At 72.2% G+C, this 12,504-nt stretch carries 11 protein-coding genes; 4 read left to right on the top strand and 7 right to left on the bottom strand.

Annotated features, from left to right (window positions below; genetic code table 11):
* Nucleotides 1-29: 29 nt before the first annotated feature.
* Together ACGFIE_RS23760 and ACGFIE_RS23755 are read right to left on the bottom strand one after the other, a co-directional pair.
* Entirely contained in the window at nt 30-422 is a 393-nt protein-coding gene (locus tag ACGFIE_RS23760; protein WP_393298001.1) for a hypothetical protein, read from the bottom strand.
* Complete coding sequence (locus ACGFIE_RS23755) at nt 422-1,063, bottom strand: HNH endonuclease family protein (protein WP_363686707.1); 642 nt, start codon at nt 1,061-1,063, stop codon at nt 422-424. Before ACGFIE_RS23755 ends, ACGFIE_RS23760 begins: the two co-directional genes overlap by 1 nt.
* A 107-nt stretch (nt 1,064-1,170) precedes the next feature.
* Between ACGFIE_RS23755 and ACGFIE_RS23750 the strand changes: the two genes are divergently transcribed.
* Nucleotides 1,171-2,664 carry an MFS transporter gene (locus tag ACGFIE_RS23750; protein WP_393297998.1) on the top strand — a complete coding sequence of 498 codons (1,494 nt, stop codon included), beginning with the start codon at nt 1,171-1,173 and terminating at the stop codon, nt 2,662-2,664.
* A gap of 32 nt (nt 2,665-2,696) precedes the next feature.
* Here the strand turns inward: ACGFIE_RS23750 and leuA are convergent, their stop codons facing one another.
* Complete coding sequence (gene leuA / locus ACGFIE_RS23745; protein ID WP_393297995.1) at nt 2,697-4,448, bottom strand: 2-isopropylmalate synthase; 1,752 nt, start codon at nt 4,446-4,448, stop codon at nt 2,697-2,699.
* Between the two features lie 238 nt (nt 4,449-4,686).
* Entirely contained in the window at nt 4,687-5,958 is a 1,272-nt protein-coding gene (locus ACGFIE_RS23740; protein ID WP_393297992.1) for an MFS transporter, read from the bottom strand.
* Nucleotides 5,959-6,029: 71 nt separating this feature from the next.
* Between ACGFIE_RS23740 and ACGFIE_RS23735 the strand changes: the two genes are divergently transcribed.
* The gene (locus ACGFIE_RS23735; protein WP_393297989.1) at nt 6,030-7,022 is read left to right on the top strand and encodes an ArsR family transcriptional regulator; all 993 of its coding nucleotides are present in this window, start codon (nt 6,030-6,032) and stop codon (nt 7,020-7,022) included.
* Nucleotides 7,023-7,027: 5 nt separating this feature from the next.
* Here ACGFIE_RS23735 and ACGFIE_RS23730 read toward each other — a convergent pair whose 3' ends face one another.
* Both ACGFIE_RS23730 and ACGFIE_RS23725 read right to left on the bottom strand, forming a co-directional pair.
* Nucleotides 7,028-7,558: a nitroreductase family protein gene (locus ACGFIE_RS23730; RefSeq protein ID WP_393297986.1), complete on the bottom strand. Its 531-nt coding sequence runs from the start codon at nt 7,556-7,558 to the stop codon at nt 7,028-7,030.
* Nucleotides 7,559-7,641: 83 nt separating this feature from the next.
* Entirely contained in the window at nt 7,642-8,430 is a 789-nt protein-coding gene (locus ACGFIE_RS23725; protein WP_393297983.1) for a hypothetical protein, read from the bottom strand.
* Nucleotides 8,431-8,697: 267 nt separating this feature from the next.
* On the opposite strand from ACGFIE_RS23725, the gene ACGFIE_RS23720 reads away from it, so the two are divergent.
* Complete coding sequence (locus ACGFIE_RS23720; RefSeq protein WP_007466238.1) at nt 8,698-9,963, top strand: aspartate kinase; 1,266 nt, start codon at nt 8,698-8,700, stop codon at nt 9,961-9,963.
* 5 nt (nt 9,964-9,968) lie between these two features.
* Nucleotides 9,969-11,030 (top strand): aspartate-semialdehyde dehydrogenase, encoded by a 1,062-nt coding sequence (locus ACGFIE_RS23715; protein ID WP_393297979.1) that lies wholly within the window; start codon nt 9,969-9,971, stop codon nt 11,028-11,030.
* A gap of 26 nt (nt 11,031-11,056) precedes the next feature.
* Here ACGFIE_RS23715 and ACGFIE_RS23710 read toward each other — a convergent pair whose 3' ends face one another.
* On the bottom strand, nt 11,057-12,433 hold the full coding sequence (locus ACGFIE_RS23710; RefSeq protein WP_393298115.1) for a diguanylate cyclase: 1,377 nt from the start codon (nt 12,431-12,433) through the stop codon (nt 11,057-11,059).
* Nucleotides 12,434-12,504 lie beyond the last annotated feature (71 nt).

Raw genomic sequence — 12,504 nt, 5'->3', positions numbered from 1 at the left:
GGCCGCGCACCGCCTCCACGGGCGCTCGGTCAGCCCTCGGGGCGGTGCAGCAGGGCCACCGCCACGGCGTGCACCGCGTACAGCCCGGCCGGGTCGCCCAGCGGGACCGAGCCGCCGGTCACCGCGTACCACTCGTCCGCGTCCTTGTACTGCACCCGCAGGGTGACCTTGCCGTCGGCGTACTCGGTGCGCAGGGTCAGCTCACCGGTCACCACCCCGACCTCGTCGGTCATCACCCCGCCCGGGCCGGGCACGATGTCGGCGGTGCGGCTCTGCGCGCCACCGGCGCCGTCGGAGTCCGCGACCATGCCGGCCCCCGGCACCGCGGCCGAGGGTTCGGCGCTGCCATCGGCGGTCATGCCGGCCGCGGCCGGGCCTGTGTCGCCTTTCGGCTCGGCGTCTGTCGCAGCTCCCTCACTCATCAACAGCCCTCCAACATGTCGGTCAGGGCGGCCTTCTCGGCACTGGTCACCGTCAGCCGCCAGTGGTGCTTGACCGTCACCCAGTCTCTGGCGTACTGGCACCAGTACGACCGGTTCGCCGGCTTCCACTGGGACGGGTCCTGGTCACCCTTTGCCCGATTGGAGGACGCGGAAACCGCGAGGAGCTGGGGCCGGGTCGTGTCGTTGGCGAAGTCGCCGCGCTTCGCGTCGTCCCACTCGTCGGCGCCCGAGCGCCACGCGTTGGCCAGCGGCACCGTGTGGTCGATGTCCACGTCGGAGGGGTCGGTGGCGTTACGGCCGTCGTACGCGCTCTCCCACCGGCCGCCGACGACGTTGCAGCCGGACAGCTTCACGTCCTTGCCGTCGCGTTGCAGGATGCTGTCCCGCACGTCGCAGTTCTTCCCGGTGTTCCGCCAGTGCGGGAAGTGGTCCCGGCTGTAGCCCTTCATCGAGCCGGCAGTGGCGACGGTCAGCTGGCCCAACTGCTGAGCGGCGTTGCCGCCGTCGCCCGGTGGTGGTGGCTTGCCCGCCTCGTCCGGAGGGACGCAACCGGCTACGCCGAGCGCCAGCGCCGCGACGAGCGCGGTCACCGCCGCGCGCGGTCCTGATCTGGTACGCACAGACGACACCTCTCCAGCTTGCGGGCTTCTGGCGATTGCGCACAGTACCCGGGGACGGTTTCGGCGTTTCGTGGCGTCTCCCACATCCTGCAAGGCAGATTGGTGAGATGACCACAGCCGTACCGTCGCCCGCTCTTAGAATGGGCACCGCCGCCGGCCGGGGAACGCTGCTCGCCGCGGTGCTCGCCTCCGGCATGGTCTTCCTCGACAGCACCGTCGTCAACGTGGCGCTGCCGAAACTCGGCCAGGACCTCGGGGCCGACGTGGCCGATCTCCAGTGGACCGTGAACGGTTACCTGCTGATGTTGGCGGCGTTCGTTCTGCTCGGCGGGGCGCTCGGGGACCGCTTCGGCCGACGACGGCTCTTCCTGATCGGGGTGGTGTGGTTCACCCTGGCGTCGGTGCTGTGCGGGCTGTCCCAGGGCACCGGCTGGTTGATCGGAGCCCGGTTCCTCCAGGGAGCGGGTGGGGCGCTGCTCACGCCCGGCTCCCTGTCGGTGCTCCAGGCCAGCTTCCACCCGGACGACCGGGGGAAGGCGATCGGCGCCTGGGCCGGGCTGTCCGGCGTGTCCACCGCACTGGGCCCGTTCCTCGGCGGCTGGCTGATCGACGCGCTGTCCTGGCGGTGGATCTTCTTCCTGAACGTGCCGATAGCCGTGCTGGTGGTGCTGGCCACCGCCCGCTGGGTGCCGGAGAGCCGGGACGAGAACGCCTCCCGGACGCAGGGGCCGGGCCGGACGCGACGCCGCTTCGACGTGGCCGGGGCGCTGCTCGGCGCGCTCGCGCTCGCCGGCGTCACGTACGCCCTGATCGACGCGCCCACGCGGGGCTTCGCCTCGGCGTCGGTGCTGATCGCCGCGCTGGTCGGGGTGCTGGCAGCGGTGGCCTTCGTGCTGCTGGAACGGCGGCGCGGCGACACGGCGATGCTGCCCACCGGACTGTTCGGCAGTCGACTCTTCTCCGTCCTGAACATCTTCACCGTCGTGGTCTACGCGGCGCTCAACGGGTTCACCTTCTTCTTCGCCGTCTACCTGCAGAACGTGGTCGAGTGGTCGGCCTTCCGCACCGGGGTCGCGCTGCTGCCGATGACGCTGCTGCTGCTCGTCGGGTCGGCGCGGGCAGGTGCCCTCTCGGCACGGATCGGCCCCCGGCTGCCGCTGGCCGTCGGGCCGGTGGTGGCTGCCGCCGGTCTGCTGCTGCTGCGCGGCGTCGATCCGGGCGCGTCGTACTGGACCGACGTGCTGCCCGGGGTGCTGCTCTTCGGCCTCGGGCTGACGCTTGTGGTGGCGCCGCTGACCGCGTCGGTGCTCGCCGCGGTCGAGGACCGGTTCTCCGGGGTGGCCAGCGGCTTCAACAACGCCGCGTCCCGGGCCGGCGGTCTGCTCGCGGTGGCCGCGCTGCCGCTGCTTGTCGGCCTCTCCGGCGGCGGGTACGAGCAGAAGACTGAGCTGACCGACGCGTTCCGGGGAGCGCTGGCCTGGTCCGCGGGGCTGTTGCTGGCCGGCGCGGTGCTGGCCCTCGTGCTGGTGCACCGGCCGCCCCGGGAGGCCCCGCCGTCGCAGCCCTGTCACTCGATGCCCGCCGCCACACCCCCGAGGTAGCGAACCACCTCGGGGGCGCGCGGCGCGTGACCTCAGCCGCGGGCGCGGTTGACGGCGCTGGTGACCGCCTTGATCGAGGCCGTGACGATGTTGGCGTCGGTGCCGACACCCCAGACCGTCCGACCGTCCACCTCGCACTCCACATAGGCGGCGGCCTGCGCATCCCCACCGGAGGACAGCGCGTGCTCGTGGTAGTCGAGCACGCGGACGGCCACACCTACCGACTGGAGCGCGTTGACGTACGCGTCGATCGGGCCGTTGCCGACCGCGGCCAGCGAGCGCTGCTCGCCGCCCACGCCTACCTGCGCCTCGATCTCGACCTTGCCGTCGGTGGTGCCGATCGTGTAGCCGCCGAACCGGACCGCCGGGTTCGGCTGGTGGTCGAGCAGGTAGTGCGTCGCGAAGATCTCCCACATGGCGCGGGGGTCGACCTCGCCGCCGTCGTGGTCGGTGACCTGCTGCACGACACCGGAGAACTCGATCTGGAGCCGGCGGGGCAGGTCCAGCTGGTGCTCGCTCTTCATGATGTACGCGACGCCGCCCTTGCCGGACTGCGAGTTGACCCGGATGACGGCCTCGTAGGTGCGGCCCAGGTCCTTCGGGTCGATCGGCAGGTAAGGCACTGCCCAGGTGTGCTCGTCCATCGGCACACCGGCGGCCTGCGCGTCGACGGCGAGGGCGTCGAAGCCCTTCTTGATGGCGTCCTGATGGGAGCCGGAGAAGGCGGTGTAGACCAGGTCGCCCGCGTACGGGTGGCGCTCGTGCACCGGCAGTTGGTTGCAGTATTCGACCGCGCGCCGGATCTCGTCGATGTTCGAGAAGTCGATCATCGGGTCGATGCCCTGGGAGAAGAGGTTGAGGCCCAGCGTCACCAGGTCGACGTTGCCGGTGCGCTCGCCGTTGCCGAACAGGCAGCCCTCGATCCGGTCCGCGCCGGCCAGCAGGCCCAGCTCGGCGGCGGCCACCCCGGTGCCCCGGTCGTTGTGCGGGTGCAGGCTCAGCACCACGCTGTCCCGGCGCGGCAGGTGCCTGTGCATCCACTCGATCGAGTCGGCGTACACGTTGGGGGTGGCCATCTCGACGGTGGCCGGCAGGTTGATGATCAGCGGCCGGTCGGGCGTCGGGTCGATCACGTCGATCACCCGGGAGCAGACCTCCAGCGCGTACTCCAGCTCGGTGCCCGTGTACGACTCCGGCGAGTACTCGTAGAAGATCTCCGTGTCCGGGGTGTGGATCTCGGCGTACTTCTGGCAGAGCCGCGCGCCGGTGGTGGCGATGTCGGCGATGCCGTCACGGTCCAGGCCGAAGACCACCCGCCGCTGCAGGGTGGAGGTCGAGTTGTAGAAGTGCACGATGGCCCGCTTCGCGCCGCGCAGCGACTCGAACGTCCGGTCGATCAGGTGCTCCCGGCACTGGGTGAGTACCTGGATGGTCACGTCGTCCGGGATCATGTCCTGTTCGATGAGCTGCCGGACGAAGTCGAAGTCGGTCTGGCTGGCCGACGGGAAGCCGACCTCGATCTCCTTGTAACCCATCTGCACGAGCAGCTGGAACATCCGGCGCTTGCGTTCGGGCGACATCGGGTCGATCAGGGCCTGGTTGCCGTCGCGCAGGTCGACGGCGCACCAGCGCGGCGCGGCGTCGACCGTGCGGGTGGGCCAGGTGCGGTCCGGCAGGTCGACCCGGAACTGCTCCCGGTACGGCTGGTAGCGGTGGTACGGCATCTGGCTGGGGCGCTGCCGGGCGATCGGATCGGTCTCGGCGTCGGTGACAGGTTGAGCCATGTCGGAGTGCTCCCTGGAACATGTGGCGTCAGCAGATCGGAAGGTGTCGGCGCGCTGCCGGGCGACGATGCGCGGCGGCGCCGAGATAAGAGCTCAGATGTGCTGGACGGCGCGATGCGACTCCGCGACGAGGTGCCGGCCGGTCAGGCCTCGTCGCGGCGGCTAAGGAGGAGAAGCGCCCGCCACATGATCAGGTCACCCTACGTGATGTAGGGGAGGGTGGAAAGGCTGGTCCGGACTATGGGACCGGTGTCATGTCCGACTCCGGGGCCTCCGCGCCCAGCCTCGGCGTCCGTTGCGCCCAGGCCACCGCGGGCACGATCGCCACCGCGATCAGCACGAAGATCGCTGCCGTCGGTAACCAACCCCACCCGCCGGTGGACACCCCGAGCGCGGTCAGTCCGGCCGGGGCGACCAGGTACTGGAGTTGCACGCCGAGCCCGAGCGCCCCCACGTACGCGCCGCGCTCACCGGCCGGCGGCAGGGTGGCGGTGAGCCCCCAGGTGCCCGCCGACTCGATCAGCTCGGCCAGGATCAGCAGTAACGCGGCGGCCACCAGCACCACGACTGTGAGCGGGCCCCGGGTCATCCCGGAGATCGGCAGGACCAGGCAGGCCAGGGCGACCAGCAGCCCACCCCGGCGGGAGGCCCGCGCCGCGCCCGCCGCGGTGTCGGCGCCCCGGCTGACCCGCACCTGGAGCAGCACGATCAGGATCGTGTTGAGCAGCACCAGAGCGGCGATCACCGTCTTCGGGGCGTCGGTGTGGGTGAGGATCCACAGCGGCATGACCGTCAGGTAGAGCACCCCGTGCGCGGTGAGCAGCCCGGACAGCAGGGACACCACCATGAACGGGCGGTCCCGGAACACGGCGAGCCGATTCATCGGCTCCGCCCGTCGGGTCACCTGCGGCAGCCGGGGCAGTCGCCGCACGAAGATCGATGTCACGAGGAAGACGGTCGCGATGAACCAGGCCATTCCCCGGTACGCCGTGATCGTGTCCACCGCCAGCACCACGCCGCTGATCACCGCGCCGAGCCCGAAGCCGACGTTCAGCGACGAGCGTTGGTACGCCATCGCGGTGACCCGTTCGGCCGGTGGGAGCGCGTTGATCGAGTAGACCTGCCGGGCCACGCCGACGGCGGCGTCGACGGCGGCCAACGCCACCACCACGGCGAGGAAGCCGGCGAAGCCGCCAACGAAGGGGTACGTCGCGAACAGTGCCGCGTTCAGCACCGACCCCACCACCCAGACGCGCTGCGGTCCGTACCTGTCGGTGAGCCCGCCCAGCGGCACCGTGCCCAGCAGCGACACCCCCGCCGCGATGGAAAGCCCCAGCCCGACCTGGGCGGCGCTGAGCCCCAGCGCCCGGGTGAAGAAGACGGCGCTGCCGGCGTGGAACAGGCCGCTGCCGACGGCGGCGACCATGGCCTGCACCGCCAGGGCGCGGGTCAGCCCGGCCGGCGGTACGACGTCTCGAACTGCGGTACGAATGGTGTCTCTGGTCCCCATGGCGGGGAGTGAACCGTGCCCCCACGGGGTCGGTCGAGCCTTTTAGGCTGGACCGAATCCTGCGTGCGGGGGTGCGTGTGTCCGAGTTGCGGTTCAGCCTGGCCGACGTGGCGGGAGTGCGGCTCGCCGTGTCACCCGTCAACGAGACGGTCATGAGCATGTGGGCGCTGGCCAAACCGGTCCGCTACGCGGTGCACCTGCCCTGGATCGACCGGGCCCGGGTGACGTTGCGTCGCCCCGAGGTGGCCGACCGGGTCCGACCTCTGGTGGGGTTGGTCGTGCCGGGTCGCTGGCTGCCCGACTTCCTCACTCCGGCGGCCCGACCGAACGTGGAGCTGGCCGAGCAGCTCGACCAGATCGCCGCGACGCCGCCGGCCGTGGTGGTCCAGGACCTGCTGTCGACCACCTGGCAACGACCGCTGAGCCCGTTCGGGCAGGCGCTGCTCGCCGACCCGGGCGGGCTGCTGCCGCAGGTCGTCGGCGCGGTGCGGGTCTGGCACGACGAGGCGATCGCCCCGGACTGGCCGCGGATGCGGGCGCTGCTCGACGCCGACGTGGCGTACCGGGCCGCCCAGCTCGCCGAGAGCGGGGCCGGTCGGTTCTTCGAGCAGCTCCACCCGAGCCTGCGCTGGCACGGCGACCGCGTGATCAGCGACGACACGTTCGAGCGGGACTTCGACCTCCGCGGCCGTGGGCTGGCGCTGAACCCGACGGTGTTCACCGAGCGGCATGTGCTGTGGAACCTGCTGGAGGATTCGCTGCCGGCCGGCGCGTACCCGGTCCGTGCCCTCGGGACGCTCTGGGAGGCGACCGCGCCACCGCCCGGCGACCCACTGGTACGGGTGATCGGCGCGGGGCGGGCCGCGCTGCTGCACCTGCTCGACACGGCGACCACCACCACCGACCTGGCCCGACTCACTGGCATGTCAGCCGGAGGCGTCTCCCAGCACCTGGCCGCGCTGCACGCCGCCGGCCTGGTCGGCCGCTCCCGACAGGGTCGGCATGTGCTCTACCGCAACACCGACGCCGCCATGGTCCTGCTCCGGGCCAGCCGGGGACTGTGACCCGATCAGGCGAGCAGCAGGTCGGCGACCGGCCGGCGGTGCCGCAGGCCGGTTTCCCGGGCGCGCAGCTCGGCCGGGAGGGCGAAGGGGTCTCCGAGCCGACCGACGGCGGCCACCACAAGCGGTCGGACGCCGCCGGGCAGGTCGAGTTCGGTGGCGAGGCCGGCCCGGTCGAAGCGGACGAGCTGGCGGACGTGCAGGCCGAGCGCTGTGGCCTGCAGGGTCAGGTGGGCCATCGCCTGACCGAGGTCGTACGCGGCCCGCTCGGCGTCGCCACCTGTGTGCGCGCCGACCACGAGAGTGGCGGCGTGCCGGGCCCAGCCCTGGTCGTCGGCGGGAAGGCTGATCAGGATCCGTTTCCAGTTCTGGTCGTCGCGGTGGCCGAGCGCGAACCGCCAGGGCTGCCCGTTGTCCGCCGACGGGGCCCACCGCGCGGCCTCCAGCAGCGAGGCCGCCTCGTCCGAGGTCAGGGTGGCGCTCGGGTCGAAGGCCCGAGGGCTCCAGCGGAAGGCGAGCAGCGGAGTCAGGTCAGCCATGCGGAAATCGTCCCGTATGGGCGATTAGCGGCCTGATCCGGCCGTGCAAGATGTGGGCAAACGCACCCGTAACGGGATGAAGATCAGGGCGTTCCCGCGCTCGGGCTGAGGGACGGGTCGGGCGTCGGAGGGGCCGCGGTGTCGAGGGGTTCCGCGTCCGCCACCACCGGTCCGGCCAGCTGCACGGTGGCGGGCGCCGGGCCGGGCGGGGCCGCCAGCCGCAACGTGCCGGCCTCGGTCCGGACGCCCGTCGGAGTGCCGTCGGTGTCGTAGCAGTAGATGCCGACGTCCACCGGCGCGTTCAGCGAGGCGGAGGTGGAGTCGACCGAGTAGCACGTCCCGCTCAGGCCCTTGGGCGTGGCGGCCAGGGCCACCGCGAGCGGCGCGCGCCTGTCGGTAAGCACGTCCAGCCAGTCGGTGAGCGGATGCTGGATCCGGGGATCCAGCCGGCGCGGGAGCGCGTCGTCGCGCTCGCCGAGGCGTACGCAGCGCGCCGGCTCCGGGTGGCCGGTCGAGGGCAGGGCGCACTGGAACAGCCCGTCGCCGGTGGCGGCCAGCGAGACGTCGGCGGTGCCACCCAGCGCCCCGCCCGGCACGTCGACCCGCCAGCTGCCGTCGTTCGCGCTGGTGAACACGATGTCGCGGTCCGGTTGGCCGGTCCGGCTGAACACGTATCGCGCCACCAGGTGGCGATCCTGCGCGGCGGCGGTCAGAGCGGCCAGCTCGTCCCGGGTGGCGTCCACCTCGACCGGCCCGGGATCGGCCGGCGGCGGAGGCGGAGGCCGCTCGGTGGTGCAGGAGACGAGGACTGCCGGCAGGGCGAACACGAGCGACCCGAGCACGCGGCCGGCCGAGCGGGAGAGGACGGGCACCGGCCCATTCTGGTGGGTACGGGCCAGCCGCGGGCAGCGGCACGCAGCCGTCCGCCCCGGCGTGTCGTGCGCGGACTTTCGGCGTACCGCCCGACATCGCGGACCTGGCCACGCGCGTTGCCGGGACGGCCGCGCGGGCCGGATGGTGGGATCACCCGACCCGCCGCCGTGACCCGCCGGATACCCTCATGGGGTCTGACACGCGCCGCCGGCCCCGGTTCCGGCGGCGTCGGCACGCTCAGGGTCGCTGGGAGGGAGTGCACAGTCGTGGCACTCGTGGTGCAGAAGTACGGCGGGTCCTCCGTCGCCAACGCCGAGCGGATCAAGCGGGTGGCCGAGCGCATCGTCGCCGCCCGCAAGGCCGGCGACGACGTGGTGGTGGTGGTCTCCGCGATGGGGGACACCACCGACGAGCTGCTCGACCTGGCCAACCAGGTCAGTCCGCTGCCGCCGGGCCGCGAGCTGGACATGCTGCTCACCGCCGGGGAGCGGATCTCCATGGCCCTGCTGGCCATGGCCATCCACAACCTGGGGTACGAGGCCCGCTCGTTCACCGGCTCGCAGGCCGGTGTGATCACCACCTCCGTGCACGGCCGGGCGCGGATCATCGACGTCACGCCGGGGCGGCTCAAGGGCGCGCTCGACGAGGGCTCGGTGGTCATCGTGGCCGGCTTCCAGGGCGTCTCGCAGGACACCAAGGACGTCACCACGCTGGGTCGCGGCGGTTCGGACACCACTGCCGTGGCGCTCGCCGCCGCGCTGCACGCCGACGTCTGCGAGATCTACACCGACGTGGACGGCGTCTTCACCGCCGACCCGCGGATCGTCCCCAACGCCCGGCACATCCGGGACATCACCTACGAGGAGATGCTGGAGCTTGCCGCGTGCGGCGCGAAGGTGCTGCACCTGCGTAGCGTGGAATACGCCCGACGGGCGGGGTTGCCGATCCACGTCCGTTCGTCATACTCGACCAACACCGGCACGATGGTCACCGGATCGATGGAGGACCTTTCCGTGGAGCAGGCACTGATCACCGGGGTCGCGCACGACCGCAGCGAGGCCAAGATCACCATCGTCGGGGTGCCCGACGAGCCGGGTGCCGCCGCGGCGATCTTCGACACCGTCGCCGGCGCCGAGATCAACATCGACATGATCGTGCAGAACGTCTCCACCGAGGGCACCGGCCGCACGGACATCTCGTTCACCCTGCCCAAGGCCGACGGCCCGACCGCGATGGCCGCGCTCAGCAAGATCCAGGAACCGGTCAAGTTCAAGGGCCTGCTGTACGACGACCACGTCGGCAAGGTCTCCCTGATCGGCGCGGGCATGCGCTCGCACCCCGGTGTGGCCGCCGGCTTCTTCGCCGCGCTCGGCGCTGCCGGGGTCAACATCGAGATGATCTCCACCTCCGAGATCCGCGTCTCCGTGGTCTGCCGGGACACCGACCTCGACGCCGCGGTCCGCGCCATCCACGATGCGTTCGAGCTGGGCGGCGACACCGAAGCCGTGGTCTACGCCGGGACGGGTAGGTAGCGCCGATGACGGCGCTGCCCACCCTCGCCGTGGTCGGAGCGACAGGTGCCGTCGGCACCGTGATGTGTGAGCTGCTCAGCGGACGTCGCAACGTCTGGGGCGAGATCCGGCTCCTCGCCTCCGAGCGATCGGTGGGACGGCGGGTGCGCTGCCGGGGCGAGGACATGGTCGTCCAGGCGCTGACCCCGGAGGCGTTCGACGGGGTCGACGTGGCGATGTTCGACGTCCCCGACGAGGTCTCCGCCGAGTGGGCGCCGATCGCCGTCGCCCGCGGCGCGATCGCCGTCGACAACTCCGGCGCGTTCCGGATGGACCGGGACGTCCCGCTCGTCGTCCCGGAGATCAATCCCGAGCAGGTCCGCAACCGGCCCCGGGGCATCATCGCGAACGCCAACTGCACCACCCTCGCGATGATCGTCGCGGTCGCGCCCCTGCACCGCGAGTACGGCCTGCGGGAGCTGGTGCTCGCCTCCTACCAGGCGGCCTCCGGCGCCGGTCAGGCCGGCGTGGACATGCTGCACGACCAGCTCACCAAGGTCGCCGGGGATCGGGTGCTCGGCTCGCGTACCGGCGACGTCCGGCAGGCGGTCGGCGACGACCTCGGCCCGTTCCCGGCACCGCTGGCGCTCAACGTGGTGCCCTGGGCGGGCTCGCCGGCCGACGGCGGCTGGTCATCGGAGGAGATGAAGATCCGCAACGAGTCGCGGAAGATCCTCGGCCTGCCCGACCTCAAGGTCAGCGCCACCTGCGTACGTGTGCCCGTGGTGACCGGCCACTCGGTGGCAGTGCACGCGGTCTTCGCCACCGAGGTCGACGCCGAGGGCGCCCGCGAGGCGCTGCGCAACGCCCCCGGCGTGATCCTGGTCGACGACCCCGCCGCCGGTGAGTTCCCGATGCCTATCGACGCGGTCGGCACCGACCCGTCGTGGGTCGGCCGGATCCGTCGCGCCCTGGACGACCCGCGCGCCCTCGACTTCTTCGTCACCGGCGACAACCTCCGCAAGGGCGCAGCCCTCAACACGGCCCAGATCGCCGAACTCCTCGCCAAGGAACTCCGCACCGCCTGACCGCTCCCGAGTCACGCCGGTGGGGGTCAGGCGGCGGCTAGGTGGACTCCGTCTCGGCCCTGGCGCTTCACCTTGTAAAGGGCCTGGTCGGCTCTTCGTAGAGTGCGGTCGGGGGATTCGCCGGGGCGGGGCAGCGCGACGCCCACACTTATCGTGCGGCCGGTCCGCCGGGCCGCCTCGGCCAGTCGCTCGGCGATCCGGACCGCCTCCTCCGGACGGCTCACCTCGATCACCGCGACGAACTCGTCGCCACCGATCCGGTACAGCTCGTCGCCGTGGCGCAACGCCCCCTCCAGCGCCCGGGCCAGCCCGACCAGCACCTGGTCACCGGCCTGATGGCCGTACGTGTCGTTCACCGTCTTGAAGCCGTCCACGTCGATCGCCAGCAGAGCCGTACGCCCCGGCGTGGCCGCCGCGATCCGCTGCCCGAACGGGCCGGTGTGCCGCAGGCCCGTCAGCGGGTCCGAGCTTGCCTGCTCCCGCAGCCGGGCGAGCGTCCGCAGTCGGTCCAGGCTGGTCCACGCCTGCCCGGCGAGCAGCTCCATGAGGCTGACGGTGGTCGGGTCCGGCAGTAGCGCCCGATCGTCGGCGACGAGCAGCGCCCCACCGGCGTCCGACGGCCCGACCGGAACGGCGATCAGGGTGCGTACCCCGGCCCGGGTCAGCGGCCGGTAGTCCTCGGTCGGCGGGTGCCCCGCCTCGCCCAGCGTGTAGCCGGCGCCGTACCGGTGTGCCCGGTCGACGATCCGGCCGAGCGCCTCCGGCCCCGCCTCGGCCAACTCCGCCCGGATGCGCGCCTCCAACTCGCAGTCGGCAAGCGACGGCGGCCCGACCTGGGCGCCCTGCGGGCCGCCGATCAGCAGAACGGCTGTGGAGAGGGTGGACACCTCCCGGGCGGCACAGGTCGCCGCACCGATCACGGACTCCTCGGTCGACGCGGCGGAGAGCGCGGCGGCGTGCCGGAGCAGCTTCTCGCTGCGGCTCTCCGACGGAGGGCCACCCAGCGCGGTGATCCGCGCGCCGAGCCGGACCGCCAGCCGTTGCGCGGTCTCCCGCCACGGCTCCAGGTCGACAGGCCCACTCCACTGCAGGTCCAGTACGCCGATCACCCGGCCTGCCGGGTCGCGCACGGGCACGCACAGCTCGGCCGTCACGTCCGGGCGTACCGGGAGGTAGTCGGGGTCGGCGGTGACGTCCGGGATCACCGCCGCCACGCCTGTCGCGTACACCCGGCCGACGATTCCGGTGCGCGCCGGGACTGTCGCGAAGACCTGCCACGCGCCGGTCGCCGCCACACAGCGCAGCCGGTCGTGGGCTTCGAGCAGCACCGAGATGGTGGCCGGGGTGTGGCGGGACAGCGCGGTGACCGTCCACCGGCAGGCCTCCGGCGCGCTCGACGCCATCGACAGGCGGACGGTGACGTCACGGCTGACTCGCTGATGATCCACTCGCACGTCGTTCCAGGTAGGGGAGG

It is taken from the genome of Micromonospora sp. NPDC049275 (assembly GCF_043197115.1).
Taxonomy (GTDB): Bacteria; Actinomycetota; Actinomycetes; order Mycobacteriales; family Micromonosporaceae; genus Micromonospora.
The sequence above is the reverse complement of the archived record's forward strand: the minus strand, read 5'-3'. Positions and strand labels throughout refer to the sequence as shown.